19 protein-coding genes, 1 tRNA gene and 1 pseudogene are annotated in these 24,177 nt (G+C 41.2%); 10 read left to right on the top strand and 11 right to left on the bottom strand.

The window, feature by feature from the left end:
* Nucleotide 1 precedes the first annotated feature (1 nt).
* Together ACK8P8_RS02905 and lpxA are read left to right on the top strand one after the other, a co-directional pair.
* Nucleotides 2-1,384: a TolC family protein gene (locus ACK8P8_RS02905; RefSeq protein ID WP_410025527.1), complete on the top strand. Its 1,383-nt coding sequence runs from the start codon at nucleotides 2-4 to the stop codon at nucleotides 1,382-1,384.
* 19 nt (nucleotides 1,385-1,403) lie between these two features.
* Nucleotides 1,404-2,183 (top strand): acyl-ACP--UDP-N-acetylglucosamine O-acyltransferase, encoded by a 780-nt coding sequence (gene lpxA, locus ACK8P8_RS02900; protein WP_410025526.1) that lies wholly within the window; start codon nucleotides 1,404-1,406, stop codon nucleotides 2,181-2,183.
* A 106-nt stretch (nucleotides 2,184-2,289) separates the two neighbouring features.
* On the opposite strand, the gene ACK8P8_RS02895 is transcribed toward lpxA, so the two are convergent.
* Nucleotides 2,290-2,362 (bottom strand) — tRNA-Met (locus tag ACK8P8_RS02895).
* A gap of 202 nt (nucleotides 2,363-2,564) precedes the next feature.
* Here ACK8P8_RS02895 and ACK8P8_RS02890 point away from each other — a divergent pair.
* Nucleotides 2,565-3,971, top strand: a complete 1,407-nt coding sequence (locus ACK8P8_RS02890) for a DUF5723 family protein (RefSeq protein WP_410025525.1) — start codon at nucleotides 2,565-2,567, stop codon at nucleotides 3,969-3,971.
* A 76-nt stretch (nucleotides 3,972-4,047) separates the two neighbouring features.
* Here the strand turns inward: ACK8P8_RS02890 and ACK8P8_RS02885 are convergent, their stop codons facing one another.
* The 5 genes from ACK8P8_RS02885 to ACK8P8_RS02865 all read right to left on the bottom strand — a co-directional run bounded on the left by ACK8P8_RS02885 (nucleotide 4,048) and on the right by ACK8P8_RS02865 (nucleotide 12,045).
* Nucleotides 4,048-7,272, bottom strand: a complete 3,225-nt coding sequence (locus ACK8P8_RS02885; protein ID WP_410025524.1) for a UvrD-helicase domain-containing protein — start codon at nucleotides 7,270-7,272, stop codon at nucleotides 4,048-4,050.
* 166 nt (nucleotides 7,273-7,438) lie between these two features.
* Nucleotides 7,439-8,596: an iron-containing alcohol dehydrogenase gene (locus tag ACK8P8_RS02880; RefSeq protein ID WP_410025523.1), complete on the bottom strand. Its 1,158-nt coding sequence runs from the start codon at nucleotides 8,594-8,596 to the stop codon at nucleotides 7,439-7,441.
* Nucleotides 8,597-8,609: 13 nt separating this feature from the next.
* On the bottom strand, nucleotides 8,610-9,593 hold the full coding sequence (locus tag ACK8P8_RS02875) for a DUF6340 family protein (protein ID WP_227214763.1): 984 nt from the start codon (nucleotides 9,591-9,593) through the stop codon (nucleotides 8,610-8,612).
* Nucleotides 9,594-9,974: 381 nt separating this feature from the next.
* Entirely contained in the window at nucleotides 9,975-11,264 is a 1,290-nt protein-coding gene (locus tag ACK8P8_RS02870; protein WP_369860117.1) for a hypothetical protein, read from the bottom strand.
* 34 nt (nucleotides 11,265-11,298) lie between these two features.
* Nucleotides 11,299-12,045 carry a hypothetical protein gene (locus tag ACK8P8_RS02865; protein ID WP_369860116.1) on the bottom strand — a complete coding sequence of 249 codons (747 nt, stop codon included), beginning with the start codon at nucleotides 12,043-12,045 and terminating at the stop codon, nucleotides 11,299-11,301.
* A gap of 411 nt (nucleotides 12,046-12,456) precedes the next feature.
* Here ACK8P8_RS02865 and ACK8P8_RS02860 point away from each other — a divergent pair, with 411 nt between their 5' ends.
* The 4 genes from ACK8P8_RS02860 to ACK8P8_RS02845 all read left to right on the top strand — a co-directional run bounded on the left by ACK8P8_RS02860 (nucleotide 12,457) and on the right by ACK8P8_RS02845 (nucleotide 15,120).
* Nucleotides 12,457-12,597, top strand: coding sequence for a hypothetical protein (locus tag ACK8P8_RS02860; protein ID WP_369860115.1), 141 nt, complete (start codon nucleotides 12,457-12,459; stop codon nucleotides 12,595-12,597).
* 779 nt (nucleotides 12,598-13,376) lie between these two features.
* Nucleotides 13,377-14,015, top strand: coding sequence for a hypothetical protein (locus ACK8P8_RS02855; protein WP_369860114.1), 639 nt, complete (start codon nucleotides 13,377-13,379; stop codon nucleotides 14,013-14,015).
* Nucleotides 14,012-14,443 (top strand): hypothetical protein, encoded by a 432-nt coding sequence (locus tag ACK8P8_RS02850; protein ID WP_369860113.1) that lies wholly within the window; start codon nucleotides 14,012-14,014, stop codon nucleotides 14,441-14,443. The genes ACK8P8_RS02855 and ACK8P8_RS02850 overlap by 4 nt, the downstream gene beginning before the upstream one ends.
* 29 nt (nucleotides 14,444-14,472) lie before the next feature.
* Nucleotides 14,473-15,120 carry a hypothetical protein gene (locus ACK8P8_RS02845; RefSeq protein ID WP_369860112.1) on the top strand — a complete coding sequence of 216 codons (648 nt, stop codon included), beginning with the start codon at nucleotides 14,473-14,475 and terminating at the stop codon, nucleotides 15,118-15,120.
* A 265-nt stretch (nucleotides 15,121-15,385) separates the two neighbouring features.
* Here ACK8P8_RS02845 and ACK8P8_RS02840 read toward each other — a convergent pair whose 3' ends face one another.
* The 3 genes from ACK8P8_RS02840 to ACK8P8_RS02830 form a co-directional block, all read right to left on the bottom strand.
* Entirely contained in the window at nucleotides 15,386-15,919 is a 534-nt protein-coding gene (locus ACK8P8_RS02840; RefSeq protein ID WP_227214983.1) for a HEAT-like fold family protein, read from the bottom strand.
* A gap of 11 nt (nucleotides 15,920-15,930) precedes the next feature.
* Nucleotides 15,931-16,245 carry a TIGR04076 family protein gene (locus ACK8P8_RS02835; RefSeq protein WP_099292564.1) on the bottom strand — a complete coding sequence of 105 codons (315 nt, stop codon included), beginning with the start codon at nucleotides 16,243-16,245 and terminating at the stop codon, nucleotides 15,931-15,933.
* Between the two features lie 226 nt (nucleotides 16,246-16,471).
* Nucleotides 16,472-17,200 carry a hypothetical protein gene (locus ACK8P8_RS02830; protein ID WP_186975450.1) on the bottom strand — a complete coding sequence of 243 codons (729 nt, stop codon included), beginning with the start codon at nucleotides 17,198-17,200 and terminating at the stop codon, nucleotides 16,472-16,474.
* 446 nt (nucleotides 17,201-17,646) lie between these two features.
* Here ACK8P8_RS02830 and ACK8P8_RS02825 point away from each other — a divergent pair.
* The 3 genes and pseudogenes from ACK8P8_RS02825 to ACK8P8_RS02815 all read left to right on the top strand — a co-directional run.
* Nucleotides 17,647-17,760: pseudogene (locus tag ACK8P8_RS02825) on the top strand (transcriptional regulator); the annotation flags it as partial.
* 114 nt (nucleotides 17,761-17,874) lie between these two features.
* Nucleotides 17,875-19,248: an ATP-binding protein gene (locus ACK8P8_RS02820; protein WP_186975451.1), complete on the top strand. Its 1,374-nt coding sequence runs from the start codon at nucleotides 17,875-17,877 to the stop codon at nucleotides 19,246-19,248.
* A 27-nt stretch (nucleotides 19,249-19,275) separates the two neighbouring features.
* On the top strand, nucleotides 19,276-21,159 hold the full coding sequence (locus tag ACK8P8_RS02815; RefSeq protein ID WP_303179869.1) for a DUF4435 domain-containing protein: 1,884 nt from the start codon (nucleotides 19,276-19,278) through the stop codon (nucleotides 21,157-21,159).
* A gap of 577 nt (nucleotides 21,160-21,736) precedes the next feature.
* Here ACK8P8_RS02815 and mnmE read toward each other — a convergent pair.
* Together mnmE and ACK8P8_RS02805 are read right to left on the bottom strand one after the other, a co-directional pair.
* Nucleotides 21,737-23,131: a tRNA uridine-5-carboxymethylaminomethyl(34) synthesis GTPase MnmE gene (gene mnmE, locus ACK8P8_RS02810; protein WP_369860111.1), complete on the bottom strand. Its 1,395-nt coding sequence runs from the start codon at nucleotides 23,129-23,131 to the stop codon at nucleotides 21,737-21,739.
* A gap of 93 nt (nucleotides 23,132-23,224) precedes the next feature.
* Nucleotides 23,225-24,133, bottom strand: a complete 909-nt coding sequence (locus tag ACK8P8_RS02805) for a DUF5996 family protein (RefSeq protein WP_186975552.1) — start codon at nucleotides 24,131-24,133, stop codon at nucleotides 23,225-23,227.
* Nucleotides 24,134-24,177 lie beyond the last annotated feature (44 nt).

Here is a 24,177-nt window from a genome sequence, read left to right as displayed (position 1 = left end):
AATGAAAAAAGTTACAATATACGCCCTCTGCGCGGGAGCCTTGCTAAGTAGCTGTAACATCTACAAGCAATACAATCGCCCTGAAGTAGATGTTCAAGGCTTGTATCGTGATCCCGTTTCCGTGACGGACACCTTGGCTTCCGACACGACAAACATGGGTAATCTACCGTGGGAAGAAGTGTTCACGGACCCTCAATTACAACAATTGATCCGGTTAGGTCTGGAACAAAACAGCGATCTCCAGACAGCCGTGCTGAAAGTGAAAGAAGCAGAGGCAGGCTTAATGTCCTCCCGTCTGGCATACTTACCTTTCTTGGGATTATCTCCCCAAGGAACGGTGAGCAGTTTTGATAAAGCGAAAGCCTCACAAACCTATACCCTACCGGTAGTTTCCAGTTGGGAAATAGACCTGTTCGGAAGATTATTAAATGCCAAGCGAGGTGCTAAAGTCACGTTACTACAAAGTGAAGCGTATAAACAAGCGGTTCAGACACAAGTTATTTCCGCTATCGCTAATGCTTATTACACGTTGTTAATGCTGGATAAACAACTGGCTATCACTGAAGAAACCGCATTACTTTGGCAAAAAAGCGTGGAGACCATGAAAGCCATGAAAGAAGCCGGCATGGTAAACGAAGCCGCAATAGCACAAAGCGAAGCGAACAGTTACATGATTGCCGCTTCTATCCCTGATTTAAAGCAAAGCATCCGGGAAACGGAAAACTCGTTGTCCCTCTTGTTGAAACAAGCCCCTCAAAGAATAGAAAGAGGCAAGTTGGAAGACCAGAATCTGCCTACCTTGCTGAACGCGGGCGTTCCGGTTCAATTATTATCAAACCGCCCGGACGTGAAAGCGGCGGAAATGGCTCTCGCTTCCACTTTCTATAACACGAATCAAGCTCGGGCGTCTTTCTACCCGCAATTAACGATCAACGGAACTCTGGGGTGGACAAACAATTCCGGAATGGGCATCGTTAATCCCGGTAAGATGATCGCCACGGCAATAGGTTCCCTCGCGCAACCGATTTTTAATAAAGGAGCCCTCACCGCACGGTTGAGGATTGCCAAAGCACAACAGGAAGAGGCCATGATCAGTTTCGAACAAAGTCTGTTGAACGCCGGAAGCGAAGTTAGTAACGCCCTCACTCAATACCAGACGGCACAGGACAAAATCATCCAACGGGAAAAACAAATATTTTCTTTGGAAAAATCTGTCGATTACACGCAAGAATTACTAACTTTAGGGACGTCCACTTACTTGGAAGTATTAACAGCTCAACAATCCCTGCTAAGCGCTCAACTATCGGGAATATCCGATGAATTCCAGCGCATGCAGGCTGTCGTGAATTTGTACCACGCGTTAGGTGGCGGACGAACAGAATAAACCTCAAAAACATACAGATATGATTAGTCCATTAGCTTATGTTGATCCAAACGCGAAAATAGGAAAGAACGTGACCGTTCATCCTTTCGCCTACATTGATAATAATGTAGAGATCGGTGACAATTGCACGATTATGCCTTATGCCAGCGTGCTAAGCGGCACCCGCATGGGTGAAAACAACATGATTTATCATGGAGCCATTATCGGTGCCACTCCACAGGATTTCAAATTCAAGGGTGATGACACGATCCTGCGAATCGGTAACAACAATACCATCCGTGAAAAAGTTATCATCAACCGGGGAACGAACACCACGGATTGCACCATCATTGGAGATGGCAATTTCCTTCTGGAAGGTGTCCATCTGGCACATGACACTCATCTGGGAAATACCTGTGTTATCGGCAACGGGGCAAAAACCGCCGGGAACTGTGTCATTGAAGATTGTGTCATTCTCGGTAGCGGCGTGATCGTGAAACACGGATGCCGTGTCGGGACATGGGCTTTCATCAAAGACGGTTGTCGGGCAAATAAAGATGTGCCCCCTTATATCGTGGCAGCACATAACCCGATCAGCTATTACGGGATAAACGCAACCATCCTGCGTAAAGAGGACGCGTTGAACGAAAACACCATCGACGATATCGCGAAAGCGTATCGCCAGATATACCAATGTAGTACCAGCCTTGAAAACGCATTGATAAGAATCAAGGAAACCATATCCATTGGTCCGGAAATTCAGAAAATCATTGATTTTCTGGAAAGTTCCATGAAAGGAATCATTGGAGTCGCGATGTAACTACATAGAAGCAAAATACAGTTCCGAGAATCTCCTCCTCTACAGGGGGAGATTTTTTATTGAATACAATAAAAAAAGAGATTGAACTTTCAATCTCTTTTCCTTGTAGCGGGAGCCTGACTCGAACAGACGACCTTTGGGTTATGAGCCCAACGAGCTACCAACTGCTCCATCCCGCAATGTTCATCAAAACATTTCCTGTTTTGCGAGTGCAAAGATAGTGTTTCTTATATTCACTTCCAAATAATGAAACAACAAATATCCCCCTTTTCCTCTAAAACGTCACAAAAAAGTAATAAAATTCCTTTGCTATTCTAAAATAAAATCTCAATTTTGCATAAGGAAATTATCAATATTGCATATTTAAAAGGACACTTATTTATGAAAAAAAGTTTCAAATTGCTGAAAGCAGCTTGTGTGGTGGGCTTGCTGACAGTTTTAGGGGTCACGAACGGGTACGCTCAAGGGCTTCGTACTTCCTATTTTATGGACAACGTTCCGGCGAGATTAAAAATGAATCCGGCTTTACAACCCGCCAGAGGATATTTCAATATTCCGGCCATTGGAGCGTTAGGATTATCCATTTCTTCGAACAAACTATCTATCGATGACTTCGTGGATATCATCGAAAACAAAAACGGCTTCCTTGAAAGTGACAAATTCATGAATCGTTTGGATAGCAAAAATACAATGAACATTGATTTCACGACCGATATCCTTTCTTTCGGTTTTTATAGTGGTAAAGGATTTTGGACTGTCAATCTGGGAGCGAGAGCGATTGTCAGTGCTTCTATCCCGAAAACGATGTTCGAATTTGCCCGTAATGCCGATAAGTTTGACGTTGGTGACATGTATGATATCAAAAACATGGAACTGCATGCCGATGTCTTCTCTGAAATTGGTCTGGGATACTCTCGCCCGATAACAGAGAAATTGAGTGTCGGGGGACGCTTTAAAGTATTAGTAGGTGTAGGTAATCTCGATGCCAAAATTGACGAAATATACGTTAACGCGGATACTGATTATCAGAATTGGAAAGTTAGAACCAAAGGTAAATTGGAAACTTCCATGAAAGGACTGAAGTTTGAATATGATTCGGAACATGGTTACATCAATGATATTGATATCGATTCTCCGGGAATATCCGGTTTCGGATTCGGCATTGATTTAGGAGCGAGCTACAAGATATTAAATAACCTGACCGTTTCAGCTGCTATTCTTGACTTGGGTTTTATTAACTGGTCTAAATCGAATACCACGATAGCTAAAACCGAAGGTGAACACACCTATAACGATTTCATGAACGATATTGATCCCGATAACTATAATCCGGAGGATTTCGAAAACATGAATCCCGATGAGATTCAAAATTACGTAACAAGTAACACGGACATCTTCGACCTTGATTTGATCCAATTCCAAGAAGGTGAAGCCAAAAGCCGTAAAACGACACTTCGTTCTACCTTAAACATCGGTGCAGAGATCACGTTACTGAACAACAAACTCGGTTTCGGCGTCCTCTCCTCCACTCAATTCACCCTCCCGAGTTCTTATTCTGAATTAACAGTTTCAGCGAACTATCGTCCGAGAAATTGGTTCGGAGCCACGTTGAGTTATTCATTCCTGCATAGTGAATTCAAAACCGTGGGTATCGGTCTGAAATTAGGTCCCATCTTCATCGGTTCCGACTATTTAATGACGAAAGCCCCGGGCGATGCAAACCGTGCAAACGCTTATATCGGATGCAGCATCCCTCTCGGTAAAAAAAGACTTGATTATAGAAGATAAAAGAAAAAGGGCTAAAAAACACGAGTGGTCGGAATTTTCTTCCGACCACTTTTTTTATTCTAAGTTTTAAAGAAATTCAATCAAAAAGCTGCAACAGAACAGGTGTACTCTCGGTATACACGGGTACGATTTTGTCCAACGTGACATACCAGATATATCCCGACACGTCGGTATATCCCATTTGGCGTAATGTCTTACAGTAAAAACCAACTTGACGAAGATAGGAGTTCTCCTCTTTCCGCCCGAACTTGTAATCCACGACAACGGCTTTCCTGCCGTCTGTCATTACCCGGTCTGGACGAGCTTTTCCAGTCCCTTTAAAAAGAATATCCCGTTCGTTGATAATCTTGTACTTACCGTCAAACCATTCCGAAGGGACGTTGTTTTTCAAGAAACCGACTACCTGCTCCCGGTACACCGCCCGTTCATCGTTATTTATCAATCCTGCACGGTACATATCACCGACAGCCCGATCAATATCATTCACGGTTTCGATACGCCGGAAAATCTCGTGCAACATCTTCCCCTCGTCTACTGCTGAAGTTTCTATATTTTCCGGATCGGTATAGTCCTCGTACTTGTAGCGCACGCTTACCCGACCATTCAAATTATATATCGGGTATTCCGACAAACTCAATGTATTATCGTCATTCACTTTCCCCGAAACAGGAATCACTTCTTGCCGCCCGATGCGCAAACACAAATTCTCACCGTCCCATTCCGGCAGGGCAAGTTGTTCCAACACTTGATAAAGAAATGCCCCGATATCCGAAGGTTTACCCTCTTTACTGATCTTTGGCGCGTAAGGCAACACGTACAATTCCCTCTCCGCCCGTGTCAGAGCCACGTAAAGCAAATTCAAGTTATCGACGTATGCTTTCATGTGCTCTTCCATGTAATCCTCCCTAAAATGACTGTCCGCCAACTTGGGAGAGTAATTTAACGGGGCATATTCCAAATCCCGGAATCCCTCCTCCCGGTTGCGACACCATATCCGTCGCCCGTGGCGGGTATCATCGAGATCCCACGCACAGAAGGGAATAATAACCGACTTAAATTCCAACCCCTTGGATTTATGTATCGTGAGTATTCGCACGGCATCCGTTTCCTCGGAAGTGGATAACACCTTTTTATCTTTCTCTTTCTCCCACCATTCAAGGAACACCGGCAAACTATTCGTGTTATTCCGTTCATATTCAAACAGGATATCTTGAAAAGCGATCAGATAAGGCAGCTCTTCCGTACGGTTCTTCAACCCGAAAGCCTCGATAATCTCTTCCGTGATCTCGAACAGGGAACCCGAAACCCATCGTTCCGGTTCACGCAGAAACGGTATATCAAGCGTGTCGAGAAAACTCTCCACCTGTCCGCCCGCCTTGAAAAGTTCGTCGTTTTCCGCCGTGTTCTCCCCTTTCACGAATGTACGGTAATTGTAAAGCAACACGGTACGGTTTACAGCATCATACGGCTCCACCATATAACGCAGCACGTTGATAATCAACTCCACGTAAGGCGACGATGACACGTACAACGAATCGTTGGAAATAAAAGTCACGGGAAAAGGTATTCCCTCCCGTTTATTATATTCTATCAGGTAATCGGCGGCAAAAGCCCCCTCCTTGCCGTTACGGACCAAGATAACACAATCTTTCAGGTGACCGCCGCGACGCACGGTATCATTGACAATAGCCACGACCTCTTCCATAATAGCGGTATCACTTCCCTCCTCTTGCTTCTCTTCGCCGAAACGAATTTCCACGTACCCGTTACCGGGACGGCTAACCAACTGTTCCGGTTTATTATATGCCTCCGCGATCGAGCGGGAATAAACATTATCCTCCCCGCATTCCGCGTCATACAATTCCTTCAATTGTCCCGCCGCCTGCACGAAAAAACGATTGTTAAACTCCACGATCTCCCGGCTACTTCGCCAATTATGCCCCAACACGATATTATCAGTCCCGAAAGCCGTAAAATCACGTTCCACGCCCTCCGCCAACAAGCGCCAATCCCCGTTGCGCCAACGGTAGATACTCTGTTTCACGTCGCCTACAAGCATCGCCCGTCCGCCCTCGGCAAGCGTGTTCACGATCAGCGGACGGAAATTCGCCCACTGCATAGTGGAAGTATCTTGAAACTCGTCAATCATCACGTGCTTGTAGAAGTTTCCCGTCTTCTCGAACAGGAAAGAAGTATCGTTACCCGCGATCAGAGTATTGAGCAAACGGGTTGTGTCGCTCAACAACATAAGTCCTTTCTCGTCACAATAATCCCGGACTTCCCCGTACAAATCATTCAATATTCCCAATTGATAAAGGTTACCCGACAACAAACGAGCCGACACGTAATCCCGGAGATGCTCGTCATAAAACTCCACGCTCTCCCGCAACCACGTGTTCAACGTCGTGTAAGCATCCTCCACGCGGGCACGACCAGCGGCATCCATGCTTTTGGTCACCCATTCGTCAAGATTATCAACTGCTTTACGGATAGTAGCCGTGATGCCATCCAGATTTTTATCCTTCAATTTATAAAAGTGAGTGACCGCCGAACGTTTGCCTCCCTTGAAATCCTCGACATGCAGTCCCTGTTCTTCCATAAACACGCACCCTATTCGCCCGTATTCTTGCAAACGTTTCTCGAACCCGGTAATAATACCTTGCAAGAAACGCTTGTATATTTTCAAGAAATCCCGGTCACTAAAACGCTCTTGTACATCCTTATCGAAAAGCATATAACTCTCGCCGAAAAGTTCTTTTCCCAACTCGGCAATTTTTGACTTCACGCTCCACGAACGGGCATCCTCCACGCTATCATTCATCAACTCGGTAATCCACGCCCCCAACTCCCTGTCCTTATTCATACGCTGCATCACTTGATCGACAGCACGCTGCAAAACGTAATCACTGTCCAACTCCACGTTATAACCGGGGAATATACCGAGTTCCCGGGTAAAAGCCTTGATCACACGCTGGAAAAAACGATCGATCGTCGTTACCGCGAGTCGCCCGTAATCATGCAGGATCAGCGTGCGCAACACTTCCGCGCGGGCTTTCACCTGTTCATCCGACAACCGCAACGATCGCTTCAAATCCTCCCGGTAATCGCTCTTCTGCCCTTCCGCCAACTTATTCAACTCTCTCACGATACGGGATTTCATCTCTTCCGTTGCCTTATTCGTGAACGTAACCGCCAGAACGTTTTTGTACTCCAACGGGGAGTTAAAAACGATCTTGAAGTATTCCATCGTCAAAGCAAAAGTCTTTCCCGCACCCGCGGAAGCCCGATAAACTTGCAACATACAATTGAAAATTGAAAATTGAAAATTGAAAATTGAAAATGAAAGGTATTCCTATATTTTCAACTTCAATTTATGATACAAAATTGAAAATGGAAAACTGTAAAATAATAGTCCTCACGTCCGGGAATATATCATTTTCAATTTTCCATTTTCAACTTTCAATTAATTAGAGTCTTGACGTCAATATCGCCCTCACGTTATCCACGTTCACGTCGTCAATGCCGCCCAAGGCAAACATCCCCCGGTCACGGAAACGTTTCTCGATACGGTCAATAGTGTCGATTCCCACGCCGTAATCGGATAAACGGGTTTTCACTCCCAATTCATTGAAAAATTGTTCCGTGCGAGCGATAGCTTGATCACAGGCATCAGGTTGAGTTGGGTCAATATTCCACACCCGTGAGGCATATTGCAACAGTTTTTCACGACGTTTCATCTTCGTGGCGCTCATTACTCCCGGCAAAACGATTGCCAGAGTAATCCCGTGATCCAACCCGTTGAACGCGGTCAGTTCATGACCTATATGGTGAGTGGACCAATCCTCGGTTACACCGCAAGCGATCAACCCGTTTAGCCCCATAGTGGCAGCCCACATGAAATTTGCCCGATCGTCATAATTCGGCGTTTCATCCTGAATCAAACGAGGTCCGATCTCGATCAAAGTCTTCAGAATAGATTCGGAGAAACGGTCTTGTATCTCGGCATGTTCCGGGAAAGTATAGTACTGTTCCATCACGTGCACGAAAGTATCCACGATACCATTAGCCACTTGACGCGTCGGCAGTGAATACGTCACCGTCGGATCAAGCACGGAGAACTTCGGGAACACGTGTTGTGAACGAAACGCCAGCTTCTCTTTCGTGGATTCGCGGGTAATCACGCCCCCGCAATTCATTTCCGACCCCGTGGCGGGTAACGTCAACACTGTCCCGATAGGAAGTGCCGCGTTGATCTTTGCTCCCTTGGCAACAATATCCCACGGTTCGTTGCCCTCGAAGCATATCGCGGCAGCAATAAATTTCGTCCCGTCGATCACGGAACCACCACCCACCGGAAGCAGAAAGCCCACGTTCTCCCGTTTTGCCAACTCCACGGCACGCATCAGCGTCTCGTAATGCGGGTTCGGTTCTATCCCGGGGAATTCCACGATATCAAATCCTTGCAGGGCATCCATAACCTGAGCGTATACCCCGTTTTTCTTGATACTCCCACCGCCGTAGGTCATCATGATCTTCATTCCACGGGGAATCCATTTCCCGATTTCAGCAATCTTTCCTTTCCCGAAAAGTATTTTTACCGGATTGTAATAATTGAAATTTTCCATGCTTTAAATTCGTTTATATCTGTTCCATTATTTTAGTTTCATCTTTTATCCGCTTGTCGAGAGTTGCGATATAATCCATGATATACACGGACAATTTATTATCAACGTTAGCTTTCTGCAGCGTCTTTGCTGCAGCTTCCAACAAGGCCTTTGCCCCGGAAAAATTCCCGTCTTTCTCGTAAAGCCAAGCAAGATTGACCGCGGCTTGTGCCGCCACGTTCGGTTTCAACGCCAACGCCGCCTCCCATATCCGGCGTGCCTCCGGTATGTTCTCTTCTTGGAATAACTGATACCCCAAACTTAACAAACGATTGCCCGTGTATATCCGGCGTTTCTCCGGTGTCCACATCGGAGTCAGTCGCTCGGCATAACTCCATCCCTTGTCATAGAAAAAGTTACAAATCGTGGCGTAATCATCCTCACCCTCGTACACGCTATGCTTCACTTCCATTTTCTTGCTATTCATCGAATCCACCACTTGTCCGTTAGCATCATACAAACGAACGAGTATATTATCATCCAATAGCAAACGACCTGAAAAATCAAGATTAAATTTACAATATTCCACGGCAAGCACGTGCGTCAACCGGGAATTTTTCCCCAACGCCCGAATTTCTTCCGGGGTTACAGGCTCCGGTTCGAAACCATCAGGCACGTATAACGGCGTCAACCCTAACCCTCTTACCAGCAACACGGGACGCAACCCGTTACGCAAGCCGTCACGAAGCCCGTCATAGAAGCAATTCACCAGATTATCCCGCCTCAACCGCAAGGAAGTATATAATTGCTGTGCCGAGAGAGAATCCGACACGTGAACGATCTTCCGGTCTATAAACATTACCTGTGCATCACCACTCCCCAGATTAATTCCCCCCGGTTTCAACACATCAATATCCAATACTTTGTAACTGCCACACGACACGAGACAACCCAATAACAGACACGCCCCTATTGTTCGCCAAGCGGTCCTTAAACTATATCTTACACTATTTCCCATGAGGTTATTCCTTTAATTCAATATTCAAACTTGCAAAAACCAGACCATAATTCGTCATTGACATCCGAAGATGGTGGTATTACGATGTTTTAAAATTAGACATATTCCGGAAAATAACCAAGACTAGCGTGACAAAGTTTTATTTTTCACTGTATTTAACGAAAACACCCGAATTCTCAGGATAGAATAATCATGACAAATCATACCTTGAAAAGAGTATTATCCGTGTTTCACGGCGGCTAACTCCTGACTAGGTTCTGACTAAGTCCTGACTAACTCCTGTATAGACAGGACTTGGTCAGAATTTAGTCAATGCGTGATCAATAGGTAAGCGCCATGAAACACGGAGAAATAACAAATTCTCTAGTGTTATCACACGTTTTACAGTCCTATTTGAGTTATTCTTTTGAGAACATCATTTTCAAAGTACAATTTATCTGAACCGTAATTCCATATTTCCAATGTGTGTTCAACAGATTGATCTCTATACTCGTAAAGAGGTTTTCCCCATGCTTCTCGGCACATCTCTTTATCCATCCCTATTGCCACATTGCCATTAGCGATCAAAGTTCCACGTTCTTCGCCGTACTTGCTTATACAACGAGCCAAGTGTTGCTGACGTTTTTGTGTTTGTTCCATTTTAAATTTTTGGATTCTTTCTGCAATAGTTTTGTCTTTATTTTTCTCTAATTGTTTTTTGAAATCATATTCACTTCTCAAAATAAAAGCGTTTCCAAATGTCGCCCGTGGAAAATCATTCCCATAAAAACTATAATCGTTACTTTTGTTATTCCATACATTTAGCTTATCCCCGATGTTTTGCAAAAACTTGGATCGTGCGTTCCTCTCAGAATTTTGTTCTTCAATGACAGCCACAATATCATACGTGTATGATTGACCTCGAAGTCCGACTTTGCCTACCGATACTTCGGTACACGAGTAAGGATGTACATTTATATTCTTTTTGTAATTCTCAAAAGAAGTGGGTAATAGTTCTATTTCTTCTTTGGTGTATAAATCCCTGTCCTGCGGAAAATTACGCGGTAAGACTAAAAATTCTTTTTTTTCAAGCAATTGTTTCGTCTTTTCAAAATACCCGACAGAGATTCCCTGCCTGATATGCGTGACATACAAAGTATCTCCCGTACTACTCAATAATTCAAATAACTGGAAACCACCACCTCCCAATAGGTCTCTTAAATATTGAAAATACTTACGCACATCATTATTTGCAGGTGATAATTGCTTATAATATGAATTTTTGACTTTTTCCAAATGCGCTCTTAAAGTATCAAATATTTCATATTCAGTGTTAAATTTTCTCCCCTTGGATAATCTTTTATCCACGTTAGTAAGCGTGTAATAGCCCGGAAGTAATTTATGCACACCTTGACTATCCATTTTGAAAGCATATCTTAAGGTATCCGGGAAATAAATTCGTTGCCCGATATAAACAAAAAGATCATTTTCTTCGCCATTGAAATTAAGATTACCCTGCTTATCGACACGAGGCAGGTATCTGCAAAAATTGTAAGTACTATCAAAAGGCATTCCTATGTTCTCTTTTTGTAGCGTTTTTATGTTTGACTCGAAATCCTTTTCGAGCATTGTGATTTGCGCACTTAAATTACCGGCAACGATCGCAAATAATAGGACAAAAACGTGTTTCATGATTTTTCTATATTTAAATACGATAATATATTAATCATTTTCTAGGACGATACAATCTTATATGACTTCTTTTGTTTTTGTGGTCAAATAATACCGTTATTTTAGTATCAAATACTCTATCGGGGTCACTTTCTTTACTAATTTCCCAAATTTGATAATTTGCATTATCGTCATTAATTAATTCTACATAGTCGATAGTTGGCGCATTCAGTTTATCGAAATATTGCATTATTTTCTCTTCTGCCGCTCTATCATATACCGGTCTGTCTGTTATTTCGATCAATTTATAACGTCCAAAATCATTATTTTTATGCAATATGCTTGAATTGCATTTGCGATACAAGAAATATTCAAGTTTCGGGCGCAGGTTTTTATACCATTCTTGATATGTAGATATTACATTCTGCCATTCTTTAGCCTCTTTATATGTAATATTCGGACTATTACGAGCGTTATAGTAATTATAGTTTATAAGTTCATTCGCGACATATTTAACTTCTCTAATAAATTCGGGTTCCGCGTCAGGCAAGAAGGAACCATATAAATACTCGTCTAAAGATTTATCGTAAGTGTAATCTCTAAAAAATGCATTCAGACAATTTTCAACTTTCACCAGCTCCCGGCAGGCTTCTTCATCCATATACGGGTCATAATTATCCCTGTCAAGCAAGAAAGGTAAGATTACCTTTTTTTCTACGATATTATACACCCCGCAGACAAGCCAGATGCCCAAAATAATGAATAAAATTAATTTCCATTTCTTTCTTTTTCCAGTCTTCATAGTTTCGATTTATTACCTACCAATATTCCCCGAATGGTAAATTTATAAAAATGGAAAGCGTGGGAATTTTCAGTTTATTCGTTTTGAGGTATCGCCAAACACCTGACCCAAAATAAACAGCTACCCCACGCTAAACCATATATAGAGAAATTTCTATATGGCAAGCATGAACGTTTGTACTGTTTATCCTCTGGGTTTAAAATTGGCGATTTTCAAAACAAGGATAAAACTAAACGCTTCAAATATTTCACATTTTCGTTACCCGGGAGTTATCCCGAATAATTACACAAATGTAATTAATTTTCAGAATCCGTCAAACGCTCATCGGGGTAGCCGTGTAACAAAAGTAGTGATTTATTGCAAACACTCTGTCCTAGATGAATTTTCCGGTACTGTTTATAACATTTCTAAATGGAAGGATATAAAGAGAGCGTGAAACTGTTAACACTTTCGATACTGCAAGGTTCTGGTAAACCCATCATCATAAAAGCAAAACAGTCCACGCCCGAACGGGTGTGGAACGTGATTCGGCTTATTATTCATGATGATTAAAATTTACCAGATTTTACAGTATAGAATAATATCCTGTCCGTTCAACAATATTTTAGTTCAAAATGTCTGTTTCTTCCTTCTTGACGTTTTAGTTTGACTTATTAATTAGTGATACAATATTAGAAAAAATCCGGGATATACCCAAATCAATCACGTGTATATTTTTCGAGGAAAACTTATCACACTACAGCATTGTTGAAGACTGTGATTTAACACTTTGACCTGCCACAAGGAAAATCAGAAGATTTTTTCTCAGAAAAAAAATCACCATAGTTTGTTTATATCATTATTTTTATAGACATTTGCAATATGAAAGTTCTTTTTAAAACGAGTACTCAAAATTGGAAAAAGGACATTTTAAAACTATAACTCTGAGAGCGAATTTACAGCTCGACAAATTAGTTTCAAACTAGTTTGTATATTTCAAAAACTATAACTCTGGGAATGAATTTACTGCTCGACAAAATGGTATTAAGCTATTTTGTACATTTCTAAAACTACAACTCTGAGAGCAAAATTCAAACAATCCACTAATGGCGTACACTATTTTCGTGAGAATAGTTTGCACATTTTAAAAGAAAACAAATATCACGAGTTACGGAAGCGAGGGGGATTTATGGTTTAATGAATAAATTGTATAGTAAAAAACAGAAAGTGTATTGATTAAAGAGTAGAAAGCAAATATACAGTTTGCTACAATAAAAAACAGTATTCAATGATTTGATTCACAAACACATCAAATCACTAAATTATAATATAAAAATCAAAATAAATAAATTATGGCAAGGATAATACCAGACCTCGCAGGAGGTTTTATAGGTTCCGTAGGAGGAACAACATATTATTTTCTGAATAGTGATAATATCGCTAGAAAAAAAGGTATTCCGGGGAAAATTTCAAATTCTCCGGAAGCAGTTAACCAACGTAAAAAATTCGCGATGCTTAGTATGCTTTCATTAATCCTACAACCCGCTATTGAGTTGGGGTATCCTCAACGGAAGAGAGGATGGTCAGCGGCAAATGCGTTTCATTCATCTAACAAAACAATTTGCACGGTGGAGGATAAAAACGTGGTCGTGAATTACGAACAGTTATCGTGCGCCAAAGGACCTATGGTTATTCCCAACGTGACTGCTAGCTACCAAACCGCAAATAGCAAACTTGCCTTCGTGCAAACAGCCATGGAGGAAGAGGTGAATTGCAACGCAGATGACCTCGTGTATGGCGTGTTACTGGAGAAAGAAAAAGGCTTTTGCCGATTGGTGCAGCTTCGCGTTCGAGGTGAAGGAGGTTCCACTTCTGCAGCGTTACCGCAAGGGTGGAAGAAAGAAAACCTGATCGTGTACACGTTCGCGCTGAGTGCAAACAAAAAGAAAGCTTCCAAGTCACAGTTTTTAGAATTGGAGGAAGAAGCATGACGAATGTTGAAAAGGGAGTTCCGGAAACGGGACTCCCCTTCTCGTTCACGAATGCACTCCGGCAATCGGACGAGGATACGGTTATGGCTGACTACAAACGCCTGCTTCGCACGAATGGAACATTAGCAGTTCCGAATGTGACGCTTAGCTACAACAGCATGACAAACAAGCTTGTTTTCACGCAAACAGGAATGGAAGACGAGAAAAATGCTTACGCAGATGATTTAGTGTACGGCGTGTTGTTGGAAAAAGAATCAGGTGATAGGCAATTAATACAGCTTCGTAACCGGGAAGAATACGGTTCTGTGTTCATGACGCTACAATATGGGGTGAAGCGAGAAGACTTAGTCGTGTACACGTTCGCAACGAAGGCGGATAAAACGGAAGTTTCTCAAGCACAGTACTTGGAACCGGAGGAGGAAATATGAAGACAACTAACAAAATCAAGTATCTTATTATGAAAATATTCGATTTTTTTAACGGCAAAATCCGTGGCAGAAGAGGCAACATGATTTATTACACGTGGAATGGCGAAACGCACGTCAAACGATATGCCATTCCCGGGAAAAAAAGGAAATGGGAAGTGGAAGGGCACACGCCCAAGCAACGGGAGATAATCACCCGTTTCAAGGCAGTACAACTGTTTTACAAGGAATACATGAAACAGGTATCCCCTACTGTGTGGCGTACTGCCGCCAAGGCACAAGGGAAAATAGCCCCCAATTTGTTCAACTCGACCAATTTCCGTTGTTTTGACGGAACGGGCGAAATCACGGACTTCGAGGGATTCGTGTTCACCATGGGGAAACTGGCATTACCCCGTGATTTACAAATAAAGCGGGAAGGTAATCGTTTCCTCGTGACATGGGAAGAAGAAAGAGAGTGGAAAACCGCGGCGGCAACGGACAAAATGCAAGTTGGCGTCTTGTACGACAACTTGACACGCTCCCCCCGATTAGCCCCGGAAGTGAATGGCTGCCGGGGAGATTTGCAAGGGGAATTCACTCTTGACGAATCTATCGGCTGCACGGCACACGTGTATATCTTTTTTGCCGGGGAAAATCAACTTGATTTTTCCGGTAGTTGGTACACGCACGTGGAGTAATTCGGTGATTTTACCACACTCGTTTACATTATAAATAAAGTCGCTGAATATCAGCGATTTTATTCTAGTTAGCTATATTCTTGTAAATTTATCGACTTAAATTGAGCTGACTTTATCAAATTTTACTTGCATTTGAGCCGAAAAGATTATCAATACTGATAACAGAACTATAATTAAGCACAAAAGCAATGAATGATATGTTCGTTCTTGAAAACGTTCCCTGATAACAATCACAAGATAATTAGCTTACTAACAAATTGCTCAATCAGAAAGTTTGCAAACTTTTCCCTCTCCCCATCGCTTTCAGCACATTCTTTCGAACAGTTCGCATAGATGGTAATGTATCAACTTCCATTATCGTAAGTGCCATTTTTAATTCTCGCATCAATTCAGGAATTGAAAGACATAATTCATAAGCCAATTTCATACAAAGCGATCTTACCCCCGGTAATTCCTGACACGACATCATTTTTTCCAAACAGAAATCAAGAAAATCCACCCTTGGCGGATTTGTTAGTGGCATCTGATAGAGCAAACAAAGAATTACCCTCCGTTTTCCCCCATGTTTACAAGCTAATACTTCATCTATCAATTCATCCTGTTTCCCGTACAACCACTTTCTGTTTTCCGGTGAAAAATGAGTAAAAACCCACGCCGCGTGATAACCGATAACCCCATCATCACCGATAATTAAATCATACAATTTCTGCTTTTGACTGTCATCACTCTCGACAAGAAAAAGAATCTCACGAATATCATCCATTCCGACACGCCGAGATAGTTTAGTTTTGAAATCCATTTGAATACCCCTCATTCGGCCTCTTCTTCCAATGCCTCAATCAAAAAACTAACAGGACGAAAACCGTCATTGCACGATATCATGGCTGATTTCTCATTTTTCATCCACCCGTTATAAAAATTACCTCCGCCATGCGCTAAAGTCATTACAAAAGAAGACATGCTCTCCCAAGCACTATCGCACATACCTTCGGGCTTCTTCCAACCATTAGCTATGAAAATTTGTCCTTCTTTCATATCACAAGCATGTTCCATAGGATTCTCATACTTTGCCATCAAATCTTGATAGCAAGCTATTCTCATAACGGTAATTTTACACTTTTTCATAACTGTAATATTTATGGTGATCGTTAATAATACGGGGTTATTTCCCGACGCAGCATTATATATATATATATATATATATTGATTATCAATAGTTTACAATTTAAAAGATAGACACTTCAAAAATTTACTTATTTTTTCGTCAAAAATCAAAGATTTAACGTTTTTAACCTTAGTTTGTCTTCAAACGGAGGGGAAAAGAGAAAAATCGCCCTCTTTTCTCCCTCTGTTAGCATTTGAGTGATAAACAGTATTCACATCGTATTCGCTCTAACTCAGTTTTTAGATCATTTATTGATAAAACTGTTAGATAAACATTATCTAAATCTGTTATTTCATGTATTTGTGATAGTGAATATAATGGCTTTAAAAACTTTTTCACTTTCATTCGTTCTTTTCTTGCAGAATTAGTAGATTCTTTACACTTGGTTTCTCTCAGTAGTTGAGACGTTAAATCTTCGTCAGACCTATTGCCAAAATTGACAATAGCAATTATCTTAATATAATCTTTTGTGTCTTGAATACTTTTACTTGCCTTTATATGTCGAGATGATTCTAACCGTAATTTTCTAGCATCTTCAAGAATTGCATTGATTTGTGCAGCACCAAATTTTTTGTTGTGAATTAGAGAATTACATTTGACTTCTACTAATATTTTTACAGGAGAGTCAATTCTTATATCGAACCCATTCGTGTTTGGCTTTTGGTTATCAATAACATTAAATACCCGCTTTCTATCTTCATTTTTAAATGATAATATGTCTGATATCTTTGTCGCAATAGAACGAGTTGATATTAATGTCATGATGTTATTAATATCAGACAGTATTGATTTTAGTTCTATTAATTTATCTAGTGTAAGATTGTTCTCAATATCCTTGGTGTTAATAGACTTGATAAACTGTGTGTACTTATCTAATAAATTAATTGTTCTATTGTATGTTTTTGATGTTTCCATAATTTGTTTCTTTAGAGGACGAAAATATGAATAAAAGTTCATATATGAAATTTTGTCAGTCTTGTGAGTTGGAATTTCGGATTCTTTTGTAGCCAAAAGAGAAGGCTCAGGTATAGTTCGACTCGGGGTTAGCGAAGCCATCTCTTTCCCTCCCTCTGTTAGGTTTACTTTAATACTCGTACATATGAATATGGAGATAAAGTAAAGTTGCTTTTCATTTGAATAGCCAAACTAATCTTGAATATATGCTGTAAGGAGAAATTGTTTGCGCCCATATAACAAAATAACATATTGTTTGTTATACGGGTATATATGGTACTTACGAATAATATGATAGCTTTTGCATTTATCCAAAGCAAAATCACCTTGTTTTCCGCACTTTTCCAAATGCTTGTTGATTTTAGCCACCTCTTCTAATTTTGAGATTTTCCCTTTTAATACATCATTATGCTTTACAGCTTGACGATGATATTCTGTGGCTGGCAAAAGAAGACAAGTTGGGAAAAGCTTTGCAAGATTTGAGTTTAAAAACAAGGAAAAGAGACTCGAAAAAAGGATAAAACTCATGTTTCCTACACATAAGTCGAGGGCTCTATTAGGATAAAAAACACAGCTTAAAATTTTGTGTTATGCGATAAAAACATTATGTTTGTATTGCATAATAAATAAGATACATGAAATTCGTTGATAGAATAGATGAAGCTGCACGGCTACAAGATGCTCTTGCGCGAGAGAAGTCCTCATTAGTCGTAATGTATGGTCGCAGACGATTGGGTAAGTCAACGCTTATCAAAAGGGTGTTGTCGGACACGGATGTTTATTTCCTTGCCGACCGTTCTGAAGGCCAACTCCAGAGGATATTGCTTGCAAAAGTAATTGCACAAGTGTTTCCGGATTTTGATAAGTTGACATATCCGGATTGGGAATCTATATTTCGTGCGGTCAATTATCGAACAGACAGATGTTTTACTCTATGCTTGGATGAATTTCCGTATCTTGTGGAGCAATCTCCAGAATTGCCGTCTGTATTACAGAAACTTGTTGACGAGAAGCAGTTGAAGTATAACCTTGTGCTTTGTGGTTCGTCGCAAAATATGATGTATGGGCTGTTCCTTGATTCTACTGCACCCCTCTATGGCCGTGCTGATGAGATAATGCGACTTACACCGATACGTTTACCGTATATTCAGGAGGCTTTGAACCTTGATGCGATGAGTGCCATTGAAGAGTATGCCGTATGGGGTGGTGTACCGCGTTATTGGGAACTGAGGGAAAACAGAAACTCGCTTGATGATGCCTTGTGGCACAATATCCTTTCTGTAAATGGAACTCTTTATGAAGAGCCGATAAAACTGTTTCAGGATGACGTTAAAGATATTGTCAAGACTTCAACGATAATGTCTTATATCGGTACTGGTGCAAATCGGCTTTCCGAGATTGCAGCACGATGCAATGAGCCGGCAACTAATCTGTCGCGTCCATTGAAGAAGCTTGTCGATCTCGGATTCTTGAAAAAAGATGTTCCATTCGGTATTGATGAAAAGAATGCGAAAAAGAGCCTCTACAAGATAGCCGATCCGTTTATAGCATTTTACTATCAGTTTGTTGTTCCTAATCGTTCGTTTATTGAGCTTGGCCGTCATTTACCCATAGAACAGGCTTTGACTGCTCATTTCTCTGAGTATGTGAGTATGCAATGGGAAAAACTGTGTCGGGATGCTGTCACAGGAAATCTTGTTAATGGAGTAGTTTATGGCAAGGCAAAACGCTGGTGGGGTTCTGTTCTCAATGAGGATAAAAAGCCGGAACAGGTCGAGTTCGATGTAATGGCCGAATCGCTTGATAAAAAGTATCTGTTAGTTGGCGAATGCAAATGGACAACTCAGGAGAATGGCAAACAGTTAACAGCCGAACTTCTCCGTAAAGCTAATCTGTTACCATTTGCCAAGAATTACACCATCGTTCCAATGCTGTTCCTTAAGAACGCTCCGAAAGATGATGTTGGGGATGCAATGCTTCCTGAAAATGTTGTCGAGTTGATAAGATAAGTTATCTCTGATAAGAGTGTGATATATATGGACAAGAAAGAGTTATTGGATTTGATTGATCAAGATTTGGCTTTCATGAAAGCGTTTCTAGATGAGTATAGACAAGATGGTGTTAATTTTGGTGCAGAAGATCGTTTGATGAACCTATTTGTTGATATGAAACAAAGTGTTGTGGAAGATCAGATACCGGAATCTTTATTTGACCGCTTAGCAAATTTAATACGAACTTTAGAAGTGGAGAAGCTGAGAACGCATCAAAATAAACTTCAGAAATTACACAACTTTGAGAAATACCGTGATTTGGCAGAGAACGTATTCGTTAAGAGCTTTTTTGTGAGTAAAACATTTTATTTACTTAAAGCGATTGGTTTTACAAGTTCTAATGTGGTTCTTATAGGAGCGAATGGCAGTGGAAAGACTACATTTGCAAATTCAATAAGAGAACAATTAGAAAAAACAGATAATGGTATTGTTATTCCAGCTCAAAAATTACTAGTGTTTCCGACATACAATAGTATTCCGACATATAAATCAGCTTTTGCTGATTATGAGAGTCGTCAGAAAGTTTGTTTAGATGATAAGCAAACTTTTAAGGCAGAAAAAAATGATGATTATCCTTATTCTTTATCAAAGCAATATAGTGAAGAACTAAGAATACTTGTTTCTGCATTAATTTCTGAGAGATTAGAAAGAAGAAATAATTTTTGTTCAAATGCGCAAGAAGGAGATATTATACATCTTAATGATTTTAAAAGTAATATAGATGAGGTTATTGAAATTTGGAACCATCTTATAGAACATAGAACTTTATTATGTGATAATTTAGGTAATCTTCAGATAGAGTGTGGAGACGAAAAATATCCTGCATATAAAATGAGCGATGGAGAACGTGTTATTTTTTATGTTGTCGGACGTGTCATGCTTGCTAAAGAATCATCTTTGATTATCGTTGACGAGCCTGAGATGCATTTGCATAAAGCGATACTTAATAAACTGTGGGATATATTGGAGGAAAAGCGTAAAGATTGTATGTTTATATATTTAACCCATGATATAGATTTTGCTTCTACGAGAATAGCTAACAAACGTTGGTTAAAATCCTACAGCAGTAGTACTTCTGGTATTTTTGAAAATTGGGAAATTGAACCAATTTTTGATTCTGAAATACCAGAAGCATTGTTGATGAAAATATTGGGTAGTCGAAAAAAAGTACTATTTTGCGAGGGCAAACAAGGCAGTTTGGATAGGCAAATAATAGAATTGTTGTTTCCGAATTTTACGATAACTCCACTTGCTTCGTGTAAAGATGTAATTAATTATACAAAAGCTTATAATAAAATAAGTAACAAATATGCTGTGGCATACGGTATTATAGATCGAGATTTTAGGACAAAAGAACAGTTAGATAAACTTGCAGCAGAGAATATTTATTCATATGATGTTGCAGAAATAGAAAATCTCTTTCTGATAGAGGATTTTATTAAAGGTTTTGCCGAATATAAACATGAAACCTGCGATATAGATAGCATTAAAACACAAATCTTAGCTTTATTAACTCGAAATAAAGAACAGCAAATTTCTTCGTATCTAATCCAAAGAATTAACTATAACTTTAATGAGTCTCATGTGCGGAATGGAAAAGACAAAACTGAAGTCGAGGTGAATTTTAATGAGTTCGTAAAACAAATCAAAATAGAAGAATGGTATAATATACGATTGCAGGAATTAGATGATGTGATTAAGACCAGCAATTATGCAAAAGTTATTATGCTATACAATAACAAAGGTCTTCATTCTATTATTGAAAAGGTATTAGGTATTTCATCTTATAATTTGAAAGCATTGGAATACTTAAGAAATTCTCAAAATGCTCGTGATGTATTGCATAATGTTTTTCCAAAATTAGAATAGAGCATTAGTTGACAACCTGAAAGTTGTGCTATCTCAATTATTTATAGTACCTTTACCTACCAAATAAGGCAAAGGTATTTTTGATGCATACAATGGCTGAAGAAAAGATAGACAACGCTTTAGGAGAAGGAAAGGAAAGGAAAGGAAAGGAAACGATGGAAAACAAGAAATAGAAAATGCATTAGGTATCAGAATACTGCAAGTTGGAATAAATAAGTAATAATACCATAACAGGGCATATGAATATGTCAATACAGAGCGAAGCGGCATTGGAAGCTGGACTAATAACCACATTTAGGCAAATGGACTACGAGTATGTCCAGATTACCGAAGAAAATAATCTTTATACCTGATTTTGTCAACACATGTAAACCACTGTCAACACACATCAACTAATGCGTCACTGTGACATTCGGGTTAACCGTAAATCTCCGTCGCAGTAGAAATATGATAGAAAAATATGGATAAAATTCGTTACTTCCAAATACGGTTTGGGAAGTGTTAAAATAGAAAAGTCACTGATATACATCTACTTTATTCTAAATGGCAATAGTTGGTTACGAATGTTTCCAAGCCATCATTTTCCGATGCAGAAGTTCTTGAATATATTCCCCAGCACTTCATCCGTTGTAATTTGTCCGGTGATTTCGCCGAGGTAATGGAGGCATTCGCGGATGTCTTGGGAGATAAATTCACCGCTAAGGTGAGAGGCCAGACCGGAAATGACACGTTCGATAGCGGAGCGGGCTCGGGATAGGGCTTCGTAGTGGCGGGCGTTACTGACGATAACGTCGCCGGAGGAAAGGGCGTTGATGTTGACGGCGGCAACAAGCTGTTCCACTAGGTCGGGGATGTTGTACCCTGTCTTCGCGGAGATGGGCAGAATGGGTTCACCGGAAGAGAGGGCGGCAATTTCAGCCACGAGGGAATCCGAGGTTTGGAAACAGTCGATTTTGTTGAGAAGGATCAGCAGGCGGGCATCGGTAGCCAGACGTTCTTTGACACGGGTATAATACGGGTCAAAGTTCGAGATATCTTTGGTCGTATCGACAAGAAGTAGCACTACGCGGGCTTGTTCTATTTTGGAGAAAGTGCGCTCGATTCCCATGGATTCCACTTTATCGTCGGTATGGCGGATACCCGCAGTGTCGATAAAACGGAAGGCGATACCTTGCAGGTTGATCGTGTCCTCGATGACGTCACGGGTGGTTCCTTCGATATCGGAAACAATAGCCCGGTCTTCTCGAAGAAGGGCGTTCAGCAAGGTACTTTTCCCCACGTTAGTGTTCCCGACGATAGCGACCGGGATACCATTCTTGAGCACGTTACCCAAAGAAAAGGAATCACACAAGCGGAAAATCAAGGTATCGATACCTACCGCTATGGAACGTAGTTCAGAGCGGTCGGCAAACTCGACATCCTCTTCCGAAAAATCGAGTTCCAGTTCAAGCAAAGAAGTAACACGCAAAAGTTCCATACGCAATTTCATCAATTCGTCGGAAAAACCACCCCGCATCTGGTTTAGCGCCATTTTATGGGCGGCTGACGAGGACGAGGCAATCAGGTCTGCCACGGCTTCCGCTTGTGACAGATCCATTTTACCATTCAAGAATGCCCGTTGCGTAAATTCCCCGGGAGTGGCCAAACGGGCTCCGGAAGTAATCAGCAACTGCAACAGACGCTGTTGGATATAGACGGAACCATGACAGGATATCTCGATAGAATCTTCACCCGTGAAGGAGTGCGGGGCACGGAAAACAGTAACCAGAACTTCGTCGATCATCTCCTCTCCTTCCATGATTTTGCCGAAATGCACGGTATTCGGGCGTGCTGCCGCCAGTCGTTTCCCTGATGGCGAAACAAACAGCCGCTCACAGAGTTCAATACTACCTTTACCCGAAAGCCGGATCACAGCTAATGCTCCCATGCCGGGGGCGGTTGCTATTGCACATATCACGGATTGATCTATCATAAACGTACCTTTTCCGCGAAGGTAAACTTTTAATCCGGAACAAACAAAACCAATTTTTTCTCGTTACAAGAAAGGATTCCCTCGGCAAAAGAACTAATTAGCGTATGTTAGTGGTGTCGTTATCCAGTCCAAATGTTGCCACGGGTGAATCTTCTGCATGATATCGAAGCTCGATTGCAGGAATTGCCGCACGGCATCAAAGGGATCATCGTAGGCCAAAGCATCTTCCAGTGTCAAGAAAAATTCTTTCTTACCGGGTTTGAAGATTGCCATAGCAGGACGAATCAAATGATCGTTACCTCTCAAATCACTGATAAACGGGTAAGGCAAGCCGTAAAAAGCGGGACGGGGATAATTCGGATCACCCGGCCAGAAGCCGCACTCGAAATAACGTTCGTCGAAAGCATGATCGGAAATGGGTTTGTTCATACCAAAAGGAGCCGATTCGCCACTGTACACGATACCCGTGAGATCCATCGTACCGAAATAGTACGCCGGACCGTCCACTTTCCCCCGGAAACGGGACAGAAAGCCCCGTAATGCCTCGTGAGCGAAAAGGTGGTTCTGATGCCACAAATGTACCGCTTCCCTGTTGTAATGGTGGTGTTTCGTGTCCTTGTCGAAATCTACCGGATCGTAAAATTCCTGCGCTCTCACGTTGATCGTTGTCGGGGAACCGATCTCTTCCAGTGATTTCATAAACTGTTTATAAAATTCAGCCACGGAAAGCCCGTCGTGTAAATCAAAATGCACCGTTTTCCCATTCCCGTTGCGGAAAATAATCATGTGTTTCATGAAGTCAGCCTGTATCTCAAAAGGAGAATCGTCCCCGGGGATAATTCCCGTGGAAAGTCCTTCTATCGAGAGATATAAACGCACATGTGCCCATTCCGGACGTTGATGGCAGCGCACGAGTTTCACTTTACCCAACATTTGCAAGTACATGTGTACCGTGTCGGCTGTCTGTTGCCAATCCGTGTAATTCAAAAATTTCTTATCCATAATCTTCTATTTTATCTTAAAATCACAGGTCATAAATTGTATTA

Origin of the sequence: Butyricimonas muris, from assembly GCF_046365375.1 — a bacterium.
In the GTDB taxonomy this organism is placed as follows: Bacteria; Bacteroidota; Bacteroidia; order Bacteroidales; family Marinifilaceae; genus Butyricimonas; species Butyricimonas muris.
Note: the sequence above shows the minus strand (reverse complement) of the source record. Positions and strands in the feature narration are given on the sequence as shown.